Source organism: Xenorhabdus vietnamensis (genome assembly GCF_002127535.1).
GTDB lineage: Bacteria > Pseudomonadota > Gammaproteobacteria > Enterobacterales > Enterobacteriaceae > Xenorhabdus > Xenorhabdus vietnamensis.
In genome coordinates this window covers 136,654-153,916 of record NZ_MUBJ01000001.1, presented here as the reverse complement: position 1 = coordinate 153,916, position 17,263 = coordinate 136,654, and the positions used below count along the sequence as shown (strand labels likewise).

The 17,263-nt window shown below is 39.7% G+C and carries 17 protein-coding genes and 1 pseudogene; 15 read left to right on the top strand and 3 right to left on the bottom strand.

Annotated features, from left to right (window positions below; genetic code table 11):
* Positions 1-84 precede the first annotated feature (84 nt).
* From Xvie_RS00680 to Xvie_RS00655, 6 genes are all read left to right on the top strand, one after another.
* A complete protein-coding gene (locus tag Xvie_RS00680; protein ID WP_086107485.1) occupies positions 85-408 on the top strand; it encodes a PTS sugar transporter subunit IIB in 324 nt (107 codons plus the stop codon).
* Between the two features lie 64 nt (positions 409-472).
* Positions 473-1,717: a PTS transporter subunit EIIC gene (locus Xvie_RS00675; protein WP_086107484.1), complete on the top strand. Its 1,245-nt coding sequence runs from the start codon at positions 473-475 to the stop codon at positions 1,715-1,717.
* A 34-nt stretch (positions 1,718-1,751) separates the two neighbouring features.
* On the top strand, positions 1,752-2,093 hold the full coding sequence (locus tag Xvie_RS00670) for a PTS sugar transporter subunit IIA (RefSeq protein WP_086107483.1): 342 nt from the start codon (positions 1,752-1,754) through the stop codon (positions 2,091-2,093).
* Positions 2,094-2,104: 11 nt separating this feature from the next.
* Positions 2,105-3,544, top strand: coding sequence for a glycoside hydrolase family 1 protein (locus tag Xvie_RS00665; RefSeq protein ID WP_086107482.1), 1,440 nt, complete (start codon positions 2,105-2,107; stop codon positions 3,542-3,544).
* A gap of 28 nt (positions 3,545-3,572) precedes the next feature.
* A complete protein-coding gene (locus tag Xvie_RS00660; RefSeq protein ID WP_086107481.1) occupies positions 3,573-3,833 on the top strand; it encodes an HPr family phosphocarrier protein in 261 nt (86 codons plus the stop codon).
* A gap of 53 nt (positions 3,834-3,886) precedes the next feature.
* A complete protein-coding gene (locus Xvie_RS00655) occupies positions 3,887-4,273 on the top strand; it encodes a cytidine deaminase family protein (protein WP_208612487.1) in 387 nt (128 codons plus the stop codon).
* 200 nt (positions 4,274-4,473) lie between these two features.
* Here the strand turns inward: Xvie_RS00655 and exbD are convergent, their stop codons facing one another.
* Both exbD and exbB read right to left on the bottom strand, forming a co-directional pair.
* A complete protein-coding gene (gene exbD / locus Xvie_RS00650) occupies positions 4,474-4,899 on the bottom strand; it encodes a TonB system transport protein ExbD (protein WP_086107480.1) in 426 nt (141 codons plus the stop codon).
* A gap of 6 nt (positions 4,900-4,905) precedes the next feature.
* Positions 4,906-5,928, bottom strand: coding sequence for a tonB-system energizer ExbB (exbB, locus tag Xvie_RS00645; protein ID WP_086107479.1), 1,023 nt, complete (start codon positions 5,926-5,928; stop codon positions 4,906-4,908).
* Between the two features lie 452 nt (positions 5,929-6,380).
* Between exbB and metC the strand changes: the two genes are divergently transcribed.
* From metC to Xvie_RS00620, 5 genes and pseudogenes are all read left to right on the top strand, one after another.
* Entirely contained in the window at positions 6,381-7,574 is a 1,194-nt protein-coding gene (gene metC, locus Xvie_RS00640; protein ID WP_086107478.1) for a cystathionine beta-lyase, read from the top strand.
* Positions 7,575-8,007: 433 nt separating this feature from the next.
* Complete coding sequence (locus tag Xvie_RS00635; protein WP_086107477.1) at positions 8,008-8,679, top strand: DedA family protein; 672 nt, start codon at positions 8,008-8,010, stop codon at positions 8,677-8,679.
* 82 nt (positions 8,680-8,761) lie between these two features.
* Positions 8,762-9,163 (top strand): annotated as a pseudogene (locus tag Xvie_RS22425) (NADH-dependent alcohol dehydrogenase); the annotation flags it as partial.
* A gap of 25 nt (positions 9,164-9,188) precedes the next feature.
* The gene (gene dkgA / locus Xvie_RS00625) at positions 9,189-10,019 is read left to right on the top strand and encodes a 2,5-didehydrogluconate reductase DkgA (protein WP_086107475.1); all 831 of its coding nucleotides are present in this window, start codon (positions 9,189-9,191) and stop codon (positions 10,017-10,019) included.
* 370 nt (positions 10,020-10,389) lie between these two features.
* Positions 10,390-10,665 (top strand): hypothetical protein, encoded by a 276-nt coding sequence (locus tag Xvie_RS00620; protein ID WP_086107474.1) that lies wholly within the window; start codon positions 10,390-10,392, stop codon positions 10,663-10,665.
* A gap of 100 nt (positions 10,666-10,765) precedes the next feature.
* Here Xvie_RS00620 and Xvie_RS00615 read toward each other — a convergent pair whose 3' ends face one another.
* The gene (locus Xvie_RS00615; RefSeq protein WP_086107473.1) at positions 10,766-11,440 is read right to left on the bottom strand and encodes a YtjB family periplasmic protein; all 675 of its coding nucleotides are present in this window, start codon (positions 11,438-11,440) and stop codon (positions 10,766-10,768) included.
* Positions 11,441-11,556: 116 nt separating this feature from the next.
* Here Xvie_RS00615 and serB point away from each other — a divergent pair, with 116 nt between their 5' ends.
* The 4 genes from serB (at position 11,557) to Xvie_RS00595 (ending at position 17,254) form a co-directional block, all read left to right on the top strand.
* Positions 11,557-12,534, top strand: a complete 978-nt coding sequence (gene serB, locus Xvie_RS00610) for a phosphoserine phosphatase (protein WP_086107472.1) — start codon at positions 11,557-11,559, stop codon at positions 12,532-12,534.
* A gap of 39 nt (positions 12,535-12,573) precedes the next feature.
* Entirely contained in the window at positions 12,574-13,956 is a 1,383-nt protein-coding gene (gene radA / locus Xvie_RS00605; protein WP_086107471.1) for a DNA repair protein RadA, read from the top strand.
* Between the two features lie 658 nt (positions 13,957-14,614).
* Positions 14,615-15,841: a multifunctional transcriptional regulator/nicotinamide-nucleotide adenylyltransferase/ribosylnicotinamide kinase NadR gene (nadR, locus tag Xvie_RS00600; protein ID WP_086107470.1), complete on the top strand. Its 1,227-nt coding sequence runs from the start codon at positions 14,615-14,617 to the stop codon at positions 15,839-15,841.
* 684 nt (positions 15,842-16,525) lie between these two features.
* Positions 16,526-17,254: an ATP-binding cassette domain-containing protein gene (locus Xvie_RS00595; RefSeq protein ID WP_086107469.1), complete on the top strand. Its 729-nt coding sequence runs from the start codon at positions 16,526-16,528 to the stop codon at positions 17,252-17,254.
* Positions 17,255-17,263 lie beyond the last annotated feature (9 nt).

Below are 17,263 nucleotides of genomic sequence, written 5' to 3'. Positions count from 1 at the left end.
CCAAGAATAAAAACCCATCATTAAACAGAACAAATTAATTTAACACCTTAATAAAACACATCAACAAAATAACAAGAGGGCTACATGAAGAAAATATTTATTATGTTATGCTGCGGTGCCGGTATTTCCAGTGGAATGCTGGCAACCAGAACCAGAAATGCGGCAAAGGATAAAGCAATTCCTGTCACAGTTGAGGCCAGAAGTGAAAGTGAGGTTGCAGAATACTTTTCCGTTATCGATATTCTATTCCTTGGGCCACATTATGCTTCACAACAAAAAGAATTTCAGAAACACGCCGAACGCTATCATATCCCCGTCATTGTTGTACCACAGGAAATCTATGGAAGATTAGACGGTGAAGCGTTACTTGAATTAGCCATAAATACAATTAACTCCATGAAAAATTAACCTAATCATCTAAATTAACTTCACCAGGGAATTTTAAAGAAAAATAACTAAAGAGAGATGCAAAATGAAAGCATTTATGTCTTGGCTATCTGATTCATTTGCACCTGCTATGCAAAACTTTACCAAACGACCTTGGGTAGCAGCTATTTCTGGTGCAATGCAGAAAAATATTCCTTTTATTTTAGCCGGTTCACTTATATTTTTTTATAATGTATTTCGTTCTTATTTTTTATTCTTGCCTGATCTTGGAAAAATAGCTAATTATTCCTTCGGAATGCTCGGCTTGATTACTGCTTTTATGATTGCTAACCAAATGATGGAGAAACTACATCATTTTCGATATACGCTCATTGCCGGACTCACTTCAATTTGTGTCTACATGATGTTCATCAAACCAGAATTTGCTGATGGCAATATGATCGTGAGTTTTGATCGCTTTGGCCCTGCAGGAATTTTATTGGGGATTATCACGGGATTGTTTGTTTCTTACCTCTTTCACTTATATACCAAGACAGGATTTTTGAAAGAGAGCTCTTTGCCTGATTTTGTTGTCAGCTGGATACATTCGATTATCCCCATACTGATTTCCATCAGTTCCGGGACTTTACTGGTCTTCACCTTTAATATTGATGTTTTTTCCAAGTTACTGTCATTTTTTTCACCTATTGCTGTGTTTGGGCAAACCCTGCCCGGGTTTATCCTCATGGCGCTAATTCCTGCAATAGCCATGTCCATGGGTATTTCGGTCTGGACATTTACTGGCTTGCAAATGCCAATCTTCATGCTTGGGATCTCTGCCAATATTGCACAAGTTGCTGCCGGACAACCCCCGACCAATATTGTGACTTATGAAACCATGTTCACCGCAGCTTTGATCACGATGGGAGGGACTGGTGCAACTCTTGCCCTGAATCTTTTAATGCTGTTTTCAAAATCCAAGGAACTGAAAACAACAGGTTATATCTGTATCGGCCCTTCTTGCTTCAATATCAACGAACCATTGGTGTTCGGGACGCCAATCGTTCTCAATCCACTATTAATGCTGCCAATGTGGATCAATGCAATCACCAGCCCAATTATCGTATGGATTTTCATGCGCTCAGATTGGCTGAATATTCCCGCGAAAATGATTCAAGTTGGCCAGATACCAGCCCCGTTTTCCAGTGTCCTTATCACAGAAGACTGGCGGGCCATCATTTGCTATATGGTACTCATGGCTGTTTTCCTCATTACTTGGTATCCCTTCTTTAAGGTTTATGAAAAGAAACGTATTGAGGAAGAAAGTGCCAGTGTAAGTCAGCAGAATTAGATTAAATTGTGTAATTTTATCAGGAAATTAAAAAATGAACCGAGAGGACAATGTTTTAACTCCCGTTGCTCTGGAAATTATTCTCAATGCGGGTAATGCCAGAGAAAAAAGTGAAGAAGCCATTAAATATGCCCATATTGGTGATTTTAAAAACGCTCATTTATATTTGGATAAGGCCAGAAAAATGATGTTATCTGCTCATCATGCACAAACTGATGTTATTCAAAAAGAAACTCAGGGTGAAAGCTTTTATTTAGACTTACTGTTTATTCATGCTCAAGATACATTGATGACAATACGCAGTGAACTTAATTTGAGAAAAGAAATAATTAGTCTTTATGAACTTATTCACAAAATGACTAATAAAAATCAATAAAGGAAAATATCATGAAAAATAATAACGATTTATTTCCAGAGAATTTTCTTTGGGGAGCATCAACCAGTGCTTATCAGGTTGAAGGTGCCGCGGAAAAATATGGTAAAAGACTTTCACAGCAAGATATTCTCAATAACAATCCAGATTTTGCAGATACACATATCACCAGTGATCATTACCATCGCTATAAAGAAGATGTCGCTTTAATGAAAGAGCTTGGTTTAAAATCTTATCGTTTTTCCATAGCATGGTCGCGTATTTTTCCAGAAGGAATTGGGAAGGTAAATGATAAAGGAGTCGAATTTTATCATAATCTTATTGATGAGTTGTTGAAAAATGACATAACGCCGATTCCTACTCTTTATCATTATGATATGCCAATGGCGCTGGTCGAAAAATATCATGGCTGGATCGATCGGCAAAGTGTAGAGGATTTTGCTCATTACGCAGAGTTTGTAATCAAAGAATATGGTAAGAAAGTCAAATATTGGCTAACGATCAATGAACAAAGCATTATTGTGCAATTCTGGACGAAAAAATGTTTAATTCCAAATCATTATCTTCATGATGAACAGATCAAATATCAAATTAATCATCATATGAATCTCGCCCATGCCATCGCCTGCAAGCTGGTTCATCAATGGGTACCCAATGGTTTGGTTGGAGCAGCATTAGGATATTCCGCCATTTATCCGCTGACCAGCAGACCGGAAGATAATTTAGCCGCCCAGAATGCCAATGATCTACGTAATTACTACTTCACCGATATTTATTTGAAAGGGCACTACAATCAATCGGCATTAATCTACTTAAAAAATCATGGCCTGGCACCGCGCATCGAAGTAGGTGATATGGCGTTAATCAAGGAGGGTTATTCTGATTTTCTGGCAATTAATTACTATTGCAGTCATGCCGCCGCCGCAGCCTCCAAAAATGCTCAACGGCGAATGGACGGCTTTAATCCAACAGGTGTTAAAGGGCAGATAGACGGATATGAAATTCAACCGGATTTCTACCAAATTCATAAAAATCCACACCTTGAGACAACTGACTGGGATTGGGCAATCGATCCCATCGGGTTGGAATATCTTTTGCGTGATTTATATAGCCGTTATCAAAAACCCTTGATGATCACGGAAAATGGTTTTGGTGCTGATGATAAGCTGGAATCTGATGGCTCTATTCATGATGATTATCGTATTCATTATATTCAACAACATCTTAATGCCATTAAACAAGCGATGAATTATGGGGTTGAGGTTATTTCCTATAATCCATGGAGTTTTATTGATGTGCTTTCCACCAGCAATGGATATAAAAAAAGATATGGTTTTGTCTATGTAAATAGAACAGATAAAGACATTAAGGATCTCTCCCGTTATAAGAAAGACTCATTTTATTGGTATCAGGATGTTATTCAAACTCAGGGTAAAGCATTAACAAAATGCTAATCTTATTTTTTATTGGCAGGTAAATTTTATGGTTGAATATTCGGTGGTAGTTACTGCACCTTCAGGGCTGCATACCCGACCTTGCGCCCAACTCTGTAATTTTGTCAAAAATTATAGTGGAAAGATTGAAATTATCAGAGGAAATAAAAGTGCCAACCTGAAAAGCATGTTCAAAGTTATGTCGATGGGAATCAAAAACGGTATGGAAGTGATGATTCGGGTAGAAGGAGACAATGAGGAGGAAATGGCGCAGTCGGTTATTGCATTTATCCGTAATATAAAAGACTGAGCCACTGGTTTTATTTAGCCGTTCGCCGTTCAATCATGAGTAAGGAGCGTTTTGTGATTTCTTTTGACGAAATGGAGCATATGGCACATCAGCTAATATCCCCAACACAATTAAATAAATATATTAAATATGGTCATGTCAGTGCTGTTATTCAAAGCGAATCAGGTCATATTTATACTGGAATTAATATTGATACTGCCTGCTCTATGGGATTTTGTGCAGAACACGGCGCAATTGCGGAGATGATAAAACAAGGAGAAACACGGATAATCAGGCTTATTGCTGTCAATCGGCATGGTGATATCATCCCTCCCTGTGGCCGCTGTCGGGAATTTATCAGCCAAATAAACCCAGAGAATATTCACGCTGAAGTGAAAGTCACTAAAGAAAAGATTTTATCTCTCAATGAACTATTACCTTTTGACTGGAAGAAACATTGACTGGAAAAAACGGCATTGGTGATTTCATAATAGGATTTTCACCTAAAGATAAAGTAATAGTCAGAAACTAAAAGAGAAACAAATAATAAAATTACAAAATGGTTTCATAGTCAAAACTGCCCGATTTTACTATTCGGGCAGTTTTTTATTTGAGCAGTTGATTATTCAGACTATTTATATTGGCAGATAATCAAGAAGCGCTATTGGGCAGAAACGGATTCCATTCCTACTAATCCCACTTTGAGGTAACCCGCTTTGCGCAGAGAATCCATTACACTCATCAGGGTTTCATAATCCACGGTTTTATCTGCCTGGAAGAAAATCGTTGTGTCTTTGTTGGATTGCGTGGTTTGATCCAATACCAAAGATAAATTATCACGCTCAACGACCTGATCCCCCACATACAGCTGTTTATCTGCTTTCACCGTCAAAAATACAGGTTTTTCTGGTCGGGGTTGCGGTTTGGCGGACGATGCAGGCAAATCAACTTTAATATCTACGGTTGCCAATGGCGCTGCTACCATGAAAATAATCAGCAGCACCAACATCACGTCAATAAATGGCGTGACGTTAATTTCATGCAATTCACCGCTATCGTCCAAATCTTCATTAAGACGTATTGCCATAATTTATTACCTTGCTTCTGCTTTTTCTGCTTTGCTTTCAGCCAGATCAAGATCACGCCCCAGCAATAGAATTGCCTGAGCAGCCATATCTCCCACCTGACCACGGTATGATGCAATAACACGGGCAAAGACGTTATAAATTACTACCGCAGGGATCGCTGCCACCAGACCCAATGCTGTTGCCAACAGTGCTTCCGCAATACCGGGAGCAACAACGGCCAAATTAGTTGTTTGTGAGTGAGCGATACCGATAAAGCTGTTCATGATCCCCCAAACAGTACCAAACAGCCCCACGAATGGCGAAATTGCGCCAATGGTCGCCAGATAACCGTTACCACGCCCCATATGGCGGCTGATTGCTGCGACGGTACGTTCCATGCGGAATGACGTTCGCTCTTTGGTTCCAACCTTGTCAATGCTGTCAGCAGACAGAGCGCGCTCTGATTGTGCTTCACTCAACAACAAACGGCTGATGCTGCGATTGCCAAAGTCTGCTGCGATTTTCACTGCCGTATCCAGATTGGCGACATCAACCAAAGCCAATTGCTCTTTACGTAAACGGCGGCGAGCCATTAAGAGTTCAACACCTTTGGAGAAAAACAGTGCCCACGTAATAACAGAAGCAATCACCAGCCCCACCATGACAGTTTTGACTACTGCATCCGCATTTTGGTACATACCCCAAATAGACAGATCTGCTGCAAAGCCACTGGACTGGTTTTCAGAATTTTCCTGGATTGGTGCCACAATTGTTTCAGTGGTTGTAGTTTCAGTAGCAGCAGCATTTTTAGTTGCATCAGCCGCCACGGTTTGCGCTTCTGTGGTTGATGGTACGTCAGTTTTTTGCGTATCAGTTTTCGGCGTATTAACTGTTGGCTCAGCCGCCTGTGGAGCTACAGAAGATACTGGTGTTGCTGGAGCGGCTACCTGAGCAGCAGCCTGATTTTCTGGTGCGGCTGGCGCTGTATCAGCCCATGCTGAACTTGTTAATCCAAGTGCCAATAGAATAGAAGCTGTCAAATTACGCATCAGTTAGCCTTACTCTCTTTCTTATAGATTCTGTTACTTAGCAGTGAATCACATTTACTCATCTTGCTAATCCTAATATTTCCTGAGTCAGGGTTCTCTTTTTCAACTTGTATCTCCCTCATCTTGCAGTTTGGTTCTACACTGCGGGGATACAAGCCACATCTGAACCCTGATTCATACTTCTTACCGCAAAGGGAAAAAAGTCCGCTGCAAATGATATCAGACATTGTGCGATTTGATAGTAATTATCATTACTATTTAATAAAAAAGTACAAATTAATGATGTTCCTTCGTTAATCTATTCTGATTTACCTTCAGCAACTCACCTTGAATTTTCCTCAAGTTGTGCGAATCCCTTTGGCAAAACAACGCCAAATCTTTTAACTTTCTAATCATTATTTGAATAATTTTATTGCGATCATAAGCAGGAAATTAATTTGGGGAACAATGTCATGACAGAAAAAAAGCTGGAAACCTTATTGGTCGGTGCCGGGAGACAAAAAAAATTTACGCAAAGTGCCGTCAACCCTATTCTTCAACGCACTTCATCTGTCATTTTCGATACTGTTGAAGACTTAAAGCAAGCCTTGAAGAACCGTACCAAAGGCGAATTATTTTATGGACGCCGTGGCACACTGACACATTTTGCCTTTCAATCTGCAATGGCAGAGCTGGAAGGCGGTGCAGGCTGTGCCCTATACCCTTCCGGTGCGGCCGCAATTACCCATTCGATTCTGGCATTCGTAGAAACAGGTGATCATGTTCTAATGACAGGCACTGCTTATGAACCCACGCAGGAATTTTGCGATCACTTTCTGAAAAAAATGGGGATCTCCACCGATTATTTTGATCCAATGATCGGAGAAAATATTGCTTCGCTGATTCAACCCAATACCAAAGTTCTCTTTCTTGAGTCACCCGGTTCCCTGACGATGGAAGTCCAAGATATTCCCGCCATCGTGCGTACTGTTCGGCAAATCAATCCTGAGATTGTGATTATCATCGATAATACATGGGCGGCAGGCGTACTGTTTAAAGCGCTGGAGTTTGGCATCGATATTTCCGTTCAATCCGCTACAAAATACATTATTGGTCATTCAGACGGAATGCTCGGCACTGCGGTCGCCAATGCACGATGTTGGGAGCAGCTCAGAGAAAGATCTTATTTGCTGGGGCAAATTGCCGATCCCGATACGGTGTACATGGCAAACCGGGGATTACGCACGTTAGCGGTTCGCTTAAAACAACACGAAAAAAACAGTATCAAAATTGCCAAGTGGCTCGCACAACGGTCGGAAGTCGCCGAAGTTTATCATCCTGCTCTACCTTCTTGCCCAGGGCATCAGTACTTTCAGCGCGATTTCACGGGTTCCTGTGGCCTGTTTTCTTTTATCTTGAATACACAGCTGACTCCTCAACAATTTGCTGATTATCTCGATCATCTGAACCATTTTAAGATGGCCTTTTCGTGGGGAGGTTTTGAGTCATTGATTTTGGGAATTCAGCCGGAAATGCTTAAGCAACTGCGCCAGTACCACTCGCCGCAGAAAACCGGCACCTTATTCCGTCTCCATATTGGGCTGGAAGATCCACAGGATTTGATTGATGATCTGGAAGCGGGTTTTGCTCGTCTGGCGATTAGTTAACATCAAGAGTACCTTAATGAAGGCTTTCAACAGCCAAAAACAATTAAAATCATGGCTATCTATTTATTGCGCCTTGTTGTCACTGAATATTGCTATCGCTGGGTATTGCCGTCATTGCGTATCGTAGATAATGTGAACTCTACTTAAGGAAAAGAATAAAAGTACCTAAGGGGAATGATTAACGTTTTTGTCAACAACTTATGCCCCTCTGGCGGTAGCAATTAATTGAAAATGGGTTACTCAAACATCATAGGCAATCTTCCCCTGCACTTGATGAAATGATGACCCTCCTTATTTGATCGTCACTATTTTTCTTCTGCAATACCAGTCCTTAACGAGACCGAATCAAATCCCACTCATCCCATCATTTTACGGTACACTGGGATAGCTCTGTTCGTTAATTATTTTACTCGTAAAAATCACAGGATAAACAATGGAAACGTTAAGCGAGATTGTGCATGCACTCTGGCATCATGATTTTCACCAACTTGCCAATCCGGATGTCATCTGGATTATTTATGGCATCCTCTTTGTCACGCTAGTGTTGGAAAACGGACTGCTGCCAGCCGCTTTTTTACCCGGTGATACTTTGCTGATGCTTTCCGGTGCCTTAATTGCCAAAGGTGTCATGAGTTTCATCCCCACAGTAGTTCTGCTGACCATCGCGGCCAGTCTGGGTTGTTGGCTAAGTTATTTACAAGGACGATGGCTCGGCCACACTCACACGGTCAAAAATTGGCTGGCTCAGCTTCCCCTTCAATATCGCCAACGTGCCGATGTGTTATTCTCCAAACACGGTTTGTCTGCCCTGCTTATCGGGCGCTTTTTAGCATTTGTTCGAACTCTCCTGCCAACGTTTGCCGGTATTTCCGGTCTAAATAATAAACGCTTTCAATTTTTTAACTGGTTAAGTGGCTTCTTATGGGTCATTATTATCGTGGGTTTTGGCTATATTTTGAACCAAATCCCTTTCATTAAAGCACATCAGGATCTGGTCATGAATATTTTGATGATCTTGCCCGTCATTCTATTGATAAGTGGGTTGTCCGCTTCTCTGTTGATGTATTGGCGTCATAAGAAAGGGGCATCAAAGAAAAACAAGTAATCTATTTACCGCTTTAACATATTTATCATTACGATGTATAAAAATAGATTCGCTGGTATAGCCAAAAACTTACATGATTCTGTTATTAGGGGTCGGCGTACCCCAGAATTGGGCAACACGTGCGCTGGTTTACCAATTAACAGCCTTCCACTGCTTAGATCATGCCCAAACATTGGCAATGATTTTGCCATACCTTTTGCAGGAAAAACGGAAGGCGAAACATGACAAACTTCTGCAATATGCTCGACGTATTTAGGGCTTTACGGAGGAGGCAGAAGACGAACAAATTAATCATGCTATTGACGCCACACGTTAGTTTCCCGAAAGTCTGGGTGTAAAAACCCATCTTTCTGATTACCAACTTGGTGGCAGTTCTATTCCAGCAATGATCAAAAAGTTAGAACAGCAAGGTTTGGTTGCCTTCGGTGAACTCCAAGATATTACACTTGATATCAGTAAACGGATTTATGAAGCGTCCATCTAAAATTCCAAACCTGGAGGAGGTCAGAATGGGTCAGCAGACAATTATTAAACTCGTTGATGAGAATCATATGCCACAATTGGGGCTTGGTCTTTGGAAAGCGAGTAATGAGCAGGTCGTTAAGTCTATCCATACCGCGTTAGAAGTCGGTTATCGCTCCATTGATACAGCAGCGATTTTTCATAACGAAGAAGGTGTGGGAAAAGCCTTGAAAGAAACTGATATCCCACGCGAAGAAATCTTCATTACCACTAAACTTTGGAATGATCGCCATCTGGATGCTAGTGCGGCATTGCAAGAAAGCCTGGACAAATTACAGTTAGATTATGTTGATCTCTATCTCATACAGTGGCCGGTGCCCGAACAAAATCATTATGTTGATGCCTGGAAACAACTGATTGAACTGAAAGAAGCTGGTCTAACTCGCAGTATTGGTGTGTGTAATTTTCATATCGAACATTTGCAAAAAATCATGTTAGAAACCGGCGTGATCCCCGCAATCAATCAAATTGAATTGCATCCCTTATTTCAACAACGGCAACTTCACTCATGGAATGCCACCCATCATATTACAACCGAGTCCTGGAGCCCGTTATCACGAGGTGGGAAAGGTGTTTTTAATTCTCCATTGGTTGAACGTCTAGCGCTTAAATACGGTAAGACCCCAGCGCAAATTGTGATTCGCTGGCATCTTGAATGTGGAATGATTGCCATTCCTAAATCGGTTACTCCTTCCCGTATTAAAGAAAATTTTGATGTATTTGACTTCAGGCTGGAAAAAGAAGATCTAACAGCCATGGCTGAATTGGATATTGGGAAGCGGATAGGGCCAGATCCTGATACTTACAATCAATTTTAGTAATAATGAACATTAAAAAATAATAAATCACGCAACAGCAAAAGAACAGGTTCCCAAAAGCATAACTCACTATGCACCCATACACTTTATTCAATCCATTCCTACAGACCTGAATTCTGTTCTTCAACAGGGTTCAGGTCATGTACCTAAACAGAGCCTTATCTTTAAAACACTATAATTCATAAATAAAATCAAAAACATTAATAATAACCATGTTTACTATTTATGTATGATTGATAATCTAGACTTATTTTACGACAACAAATGACGGTTAGATTAAACAGATAACCGAAATGCTTTGTGTGTCTATGGCAGTAATTAACCCATCTACTTACATTAAGATCTCAAACAAAAACTTAAGGAAATGATAATGGTTTACATAGTTATTTCTTTATTGATGCTTATTCCTTTTTTCTTCACCTTAAAATGGCTCTTATTGTCACACCAAATCCACCACAATGCTGCGGGGATCATGCTCGCAATAGCAGCTATGGCCTTTCATATGTATATCTTCCGTTTTGACAATATACCAATTGTGCACATTGATATTTCTCACAAGCCGGTTGTGTTTTATAGCGCAGTTGTGCTTGCACTTCTACACGGTATGCTCTATTCCTTTTGTTTCAAGCGGTATTATGGGAAATAAGAGGTGCGGACTACTTTTCTCGATAGTAAGCCTGATCACAAGCCAACAATGCTGGTAATAAGAAAGGTAACCCGCATAATAACCAACAATAATTTTGATGTTACCGCCGGAGATTATCATCGTTATCGTTATCTTTATTTTTTGTTTCTTCATCGGAAGGTTTAGCATTGGCGGTCAATAGATAAGGTGACTGCTGCCAACGGCTAGGAGACAATTTCAGTAAGGTATGGGCCAGAATAAATCCAATCGCCAAAGATAGCAGAAGCATTATCCTAAGTAAGTTGGTCGTGTTATCGACCTGCTTAGCTTCAGTTGCCAATCGGTGAATATCCAGAGTCAGGCGCAGAAAACCTTTTGGGTGATTTTTTCCCTGTATGGGTATTACGAGTTGTTGGTTGAAATAACTACTGGATTTTTTACCTTTCAACGATAATCGTTCACTAACAGAAATCGGTTCACCACTTTGTGCTATCTGTGTTCCATCCTCCAGATAAACAGCGGCATCCAAAATACGGCTGTGACTGGTCAGGTAATCTAAACTAGCTACAATCTTTTTATTATTAAGATCTTGGTTATCATTACCCATATAATCAGACAAGCTGAATGCGACCTGTTTTGCCAAGGTTTTCGCCAAATCTTCAAACTGATCCATCTGAACCAATTGTTGAGAACGGCTGAAATAGGAAACCCCCTGCATCAGCAGTACTAACAATGCTATACATATTAATATAATCGCCGTTTTGTGCAGTCTAAGTTTTAGCTTTGCTTTTATCATAGTTATCTCTTTCCATGCTCATAAAGCACATGTTGCCAGATGTAGTACTGATAGGATAGTTTGAAAAGCGTTTTTTGCCTGCACCACATTATATGGAATTACAGGAGTCTATGTTCATGTCTAATAATCTGGCCTATCGCTACTTACCGGATGAGATTCATAAATGGCCCGGGTTACCCTTATCCCTCAGCGGTGATGAAGTCATGCCACTGGATTACAGAGCAGGAGATAGTGGCTGGTTACTGTATGGGCGTGGTTTGGATAAACAGCGTATCAGTGATTTTCAGCACAGATTGGGAGCAGCCATTGTGGTGGTTTCTTCATGGCGGATTGATGATTATCAGGTTGTCCGCATTGCTGGCAGCCTTTCGCCTCGTATTAAACGACTGGCTGATGAGTGCCGTCTGGATGTCGTTCCATTGGGACAAATTCCACGTCTTCGTTCACCCGGTTTATTAGTAATGGATATGGATTCTACCGCTATCCAGATTGAATGCATTGATGAGATTGCCCGACTGGCAGGTGTTGGTGATAAGGTGGCTGAAATTACCGAACGAGCGATGCAAGGCGAACTGGATTTTTCAGAAAGTCTACGCGAGCGAGTTGCCCAGTTGGCAGGTTCTGACGCATCAATCTTGCAACAAGTGATGGAAACTCTTCCTCTTATGCCTGGGTTAACCAGCCTTGTTCGCAAGTTACAATCATTAGATTGGCATGTCGCAATTGCCTCTGGTGGGTTCACTTTCTTTGCCGATAGTCTTCGCCAACAACTACGTCTTTTTGACGCAATCGCCAATCAATTGGAGATAAAAGACGGCAAGCTGACCGGTAAGGTCAAAGGGCCGATTGTCGATGCAAAATACAAGGCAACCACGTTGATAAGATTGGCAAAAACCCTGGATATTCCTATGAGTCAAACCGTCGCCATTGGCGATGGCGCTAATGATCTGAAAATGATCCGCAAAGCAGGATTGGGGATAGCCTATCATGCCAAACCCAAAGTATATGCCCAAGCCAAAGTTGCTATCCGTCATGCAGATTTAATGGGTGTTCTGTGTGTCTTGAGCGGTGGTTTGAAACACGAAGAACGCTAATGCCAATAGGCAAAAGTCATTATATTGAGGAAGAATAAAGTGGCAAAAGCAGCAAAGCGGGCATTTGTCTGTAACGAGTGTGGCGCGGATTATCCCCGCTGGCAGGGGCAATGTACCGCATGTCACGCGTGGAATACGATTACAGAAATACGTTTGGCCGCAGCTTCATCATCCAGAAACGAGCGTTTCAGCGGCTATGCCGGGGATACAGGTATCAGTAAGGTACAGAAACTATCTGACATCAGTCTGGAAGAACTGCCCCGTTTTTCTACAGGATTTAAAGAGTTTGACCGTGTTCTCGGCGGTGGCGTAGTTCCCGGTAGTGCCATTTTGATTGGTGGTAATCCTGGAGCGGGGAAGAGTACCCTGCTTTTACAAACCATGTGTCAGTTATCAACCCAGATGAAAACCCTTTATGTCACTGGGGAAGAATCATTGCAGCAGGTAGCGATGCGAGCACATCGACTGGGTTTGCCGACAGAGCAATTGAACATGCTGTCGGAAACCAGCATTGAACAGATTTGTCTGATTGCAGAACAAGAACAACCTAAACTCATGGTGATTGATTCAATTCAGGTCATGCACATGGCAGATATTCAATCATCACCAGGCAGTGTTGCTCAGGTAAGGGAAACCGCAGCTTACCTGACACGGTTTGCCAAAACCCGTGGTGTTGCCATTATCATGGTTGGACATGTAACAAAAGATGGCTCTTTGGCTGGTCCCAAAGTTCTCGAACACTGCATAGATTGTTCCGTCATGTTGGATGGTGAAGCTGATTCCCGTTTCCGTACCTTACGCAGTCATAAAAACCGTTTCGGTGCTGTTAATGAGCTGGGCGTGTTCGCGATGACTGAACAGGGATTAAGGGAAATAAATAATCCTTCTGCCATTTTCCTGAGTCGTGGTGATGAAATTACCTCTGGCAGTTCAGTCATGATTGTCTGGGAAGGTACTCGTCCTTTACTTGTTGAAATTCAGGCACTAGTAGATCATTCCATGATGTCAAACCCACGCCGAGTAGCAGTAGGGCTTGAACAAAACAGGCTAGCTATTCTACTCGCGGTTCTGCACCGACACGGCGGCTTACAAATGGCTGATCAAGATGTTTTTGTGAACGTCGTAGGCGGGGTAAAAGTCACGGAAACAAGTGCTGACCTTGCATTATTGCTCTCTTTAGTTTCCAGTTTCCGTGATCGGCCTCTGCCCCGTGATCTGGTGGTCTTTGGTGAAGTTGGGTTAGCTGGTGAAATACGCCCGGTTCCCAGTGGACAAGAACGCATTTCAGAAGCTGCCAAACACGGTTTTAAACGGGCTATTGTTCCTCATGCCAACATGCCGAAAAAATCATTACCTGATATGAAAGTATTTGGAGTCAAAAAACTGGCCGACGCTTTATCTGTTCTGGATGATCTAGATTAAGAAAATATTTTTTTATTCCTTTTAGATCTACATATCCAATAGACTTCAAGTTAACACTTGAAATCTATTGGATAGAAATTTAGGTGTTTTTCCTAATTAGTGTGAATATTCCCTGCCTAATATCACATATCAAATGAAGAATATAACTAAATTAATTCCCCCATTTTTCCTGTTTGAATTTTAAAAGATGTTTTTATAAAATATAAAATAAGAATTTTCCTAAACACAGGAAATAGTCCAATGAAATTTTGTAAAAGTATTTTTATTCGTTCGCCTTAAATAAAAAATCAATTAGTTAACCAGCATATTATTTAAATTTTATCTATTATTACCATATGCTGTTATGTAGTGGCCACAAAATATTGGTGGAATTTAAAACAAGAATGGTTATGAAAATATTTATACAACGAATAAAGTAAAATCAATATATTCAATAAAAATTGAACAAAATCCATTGCCATTTATTTTATAATTAAACTACAAATTTAGCATTCAGTTATCTTATTTTACGTATATATTTGATTATACGATTTTAAATACTTACTGTATTTAAGATCACAGTATTTAATCCCAAAGCATCAATAAACAACCATTTTTCTTTTTACCTTTCACAAAAGCATGCTATTTTGTTTAATATACTAAACACAAAGGGGGTTTTATGGGACAATTTGACTACTTAAAAGAAGCGATCAAACAGGCAGGTTACACATTACAGAAAGTTGCTGATGCCAGCGGCATGACAAAAGGTTACTTAAGTCAACTTATTAACGACAAGATAAAGAGCCCTAGCGCACAGAAACTGGCGTCTCTTCATCAATATCTAGGATTGGCGTATCCCATGGAAAAGAAAACAATCGGAGTTGTGTTTGGTAAATTTTACCCATTACATACCGGACACATTTATTTGATTCAAAGAGCATCCAGTCAAGTTGATGAATTACATGTTGTTCTTTGTTACGACGAAGTGCGTGATCATGAGTTATTCATGAACAGCTCGATGTCTCAGCAGCCTACGGTAAGTGACCGTCTGAGATGGTTACTGCAAACATTCAAGTATCAGAAGAATATTCATATTCATGCATTTGATGAGCAAGGAATGGAGCCTTATCCAAATGGCTGGGAATCATGGAGCAAAGGCGTTAAGTCGTTTCTGGCTGCAAAAGGCGTCAATCCTGAATATATCTATTCCAGCGAATTACAGGATGTTCCTCTATATAAAGAATATTTCGGCATTGAAACCGTGCTTATCGACCCACAACGCTCATTCATGAATATTAGCGGCAGCCAAATTCGCCAGGCTCCTTTCCGTTATTGGGAATATATCCCTACAGAAGTAAAGCCATTCTTTGTACGCACAGTGGCCATTCTTGGCGGTGAATCAAGCGGAAAATCAACCTTAGTCAATAAACTAGCCAATATGTTTAACACGACCAGCGCATGGGAATACGGTCGAGAATACGTATTTTCCCATTTAGGGGGAGACGAAATGGCCTTGCAATACTCAGATTACGATAAAATTGCATTAGGTCATGCTCAATATATTGATTTTTCAGTTAAATATGCTAATAAAGTTGCTTTTATTGACACTGATTTCGTGACAACACAGGCGTTTTGCAAGCGCTATGAAGGAAAAGAGCACCCTTTTGTTCAAGCGATGATTGATGAGTATCGCTTTGATTTAGTTATTTTTTTAGAAAACAATACACCTTGGATTGCAGATGGTTTAAGAAGTTTAGGCAGTGACCGTGATCGCAAAGAATTTCAACATTTACTTGAGAGTTTGTTGAAAAAAAATAATATCGAGTATGTCTGTGTCAACTCACCGGATTATGATCAACGTTTTCTACGCTGTGTTGAACTAGTTCAACAAATGTTAATGGAGTAACTAACTTTTATATATAAAATAGATTACACTTATATTATTATCACAATGAATTGATAGTGACTTATTATTCACTGTAACCTTTATCACCTTGTATTAGTTCCATTTTAACACTAAATCAAATGTTAACTTTAGTTATTTTTACAATGGTAATAAAATAAATTGTGATAATAATATTTTTTGATACTTTAATTTTACTGTTTTGACTTGAATTACAGGGAAATAAGTCATTTAATGAACAGACCTATTGATTTATTTATATAAAATTTATTAGTTATTAACAATCCCACAAATACCCTAAGTGTTTTTATCAATAATGGAGGTAATGCAAGGAAACATTAAAACATTAACGAAATATAAAATAACTTTTTTCCTTATTATCAAAGAGGAATAAAAATAGAAGTATTTATGCTATTTTTATTTGGTTTAATCATTACATTAATCATAATTGATTAATATTCTTGATTTTTTTATTCTAAGACTAAGAAACATCTCATTTATTAGATAGTCATTGTAAATAATAATTGACATAAGATGAGTATATCCTTGGTGAAGATGTTTCACATATAGACTATTTTTATTCGTACAATACCACAAGGACATTAGTGTTATTACTATTATGAATAAATCTAGACAGCATATGTTAAGGAAAAAGCTTTAATCTTTTAACCTAATTGTGTTGAGAATATGAACTTAAATCAATTTAAATCGATTGAGGTTATCAATATTTCATATGGTTCAACTGGTGCTACAGTTAATCATGAAATGATTTCAGATATCACATTTTCTATTATACCAGGTGAAATTACTTTGATAACAGGGCCGAAGGCATCGACTAATCGTACAATATTGTCGATTGCATCGGGTATGTTACAACCAGATCAAGGAGATGTATTAATTAATAATAACAAACTGAAACTAATGAATGATGTAGAATTAGGAAAGTTTCATAATGAAAATAGTGGATTTATTTTCCAAGATTTCAACTTATTTAGTGAACTAACGCTATTAGATAACTTGTTATTATCAACGTCTTATGGATTATCTCTTTCTCGCGAACGAGCAGAAAAAATTGCGCAGAAATCGTTAGATGTTGTGAAATTAGGCGATAAAAGCCGTTATTATCCAGGAGAACTGTCTGAAAACGAGAAACAGTTGGCTGCAATGGCAAAAGCCATCGTCAGAAGACCTGAATATTTATTTGCAGATGACCCAACATGCAATTTAGATCATCAGGCATTTCAGACGTTCATTAATATCTGTAAATTTATTGCACATGAACAAAAAGGTACAGTTGTCATCGCCACCCAAGATAAACGCCTTATGCAACACGCAGATAGCGTTATCACTTTAGCAAGGGGAAAGGCAGTTAAGACTTATGAGTCTGTTATGCAACAACGAGTTTTAGTGCAGTAATGGCGATAA

What these genes read in the sequence shown, in the direction of transcription:
- dkgA (WP_086107475.1), top strand. Translation starts at nt 9,189, where the DNA reads ATGGGTCAGCAGACAATTATTAAACTCGTTGATGAGAATCATATGCCA.
- Xvie_RS00660 (WP_086107481.1), top strand. Translation starts at nt 3,573, where the DNA reads ATGGTTGAATATTCGGTGGTAGTTACTGCACCTTCAGGGCTGCATACC.
- Xvie_RS00595 (WP_086107469.1), top strand. Translation starts at nt 16,526, where the DNA reads ATGAACTTAAATCAATTTAAATCGATTGAGGTTATCAATATTTCATAT.
- exbB (WP_086107479.1), bottom strand. Translation starts at nt 5,928, where the DNA reads ATGCGTAATTTGACAGCTTCTATTCTATTGGCACTTGGATTAACAAGT.
- Xvie_RS00615 (WP_086107473.1), bottom strand. Translation starts at nt 11,440, where the DNA reads ATGATAAAAGCAAAGCTAAAACTTAGACTGCACAAAACGGCGATTATA.
- metC (WP_086107478.1), top strand. Translation starts at nt 6,381, where the DNA reads ATGACAGAAAAAAAGCTGGAAACCTTATTGGTCGGTGCCGGGAGACAA.
- Xvie_RS00665 (WP_086107482.1), top strand. Translation starts at nt 2,105, where the DNA reads ATGAAAAATAATAACGATTTATTTCCAGAGAATTTTCTTTGGGGAGCA.
- nadR (WP_086107470.1), top strand. Translation starts at nt 14,615, where the DNA reads ATGGGACAATTTGACTACTTAAAAGAAGCGATCAAACAGGCAGGTTAC.
- serB (WP_086107472.1), top strand. Translation starts at nt 11,557, where the DNA reads ATGTCTAATAATCTGGCCTATCGCTACTTACCGGATGAGATTCATAAA.
- Xvie_RS00675 (WP_086107484.1), top strand. Translation starts at nt 473, where the DNA reads ATGAAAGCATTTATGTCTTGGCTATCTGATTCATTTGCACCTGCTATG.
- Xvie_RS00670 (WP_086107483.1), top strand. Translation starts at nt 1,752, where the DNA reads ATGAACCGAGAGGACAATGTTTTAACTCCCGTTGCTCTGGAAATTATT.
- exbD (WP_086107480.1), bottom strand. Translation starts at nt 4,899, where the DNA reads ATGGCAATACGTCTTAATGAAGATTTGGACGATAGCGGTGAATTGCAT.
- Xvie_RS00620 (WP_086107474.1), top strand. Translation starts at nt 10,390, where the DNA reads ATGGTTTACATAGTTATTTCTTTATTGATGCTTATTCCTTTTTTCTTC.
- Xvie_RS00680 (WP_086107485.1), top strand. Translation starts at nt 85, where the DNA reads ATGAAGAAAATATTTATTATGTTATGCTGCGGTGCCGGTATTTCCAGT.
- Xvie_RS00635 (WP_086107477.1), top strand. Translation starts at nt 8,008, where the DNA reads ATGGAAACGTTAAGCGAGATTGTGCATGCACTCTGGCATCATGATTTT.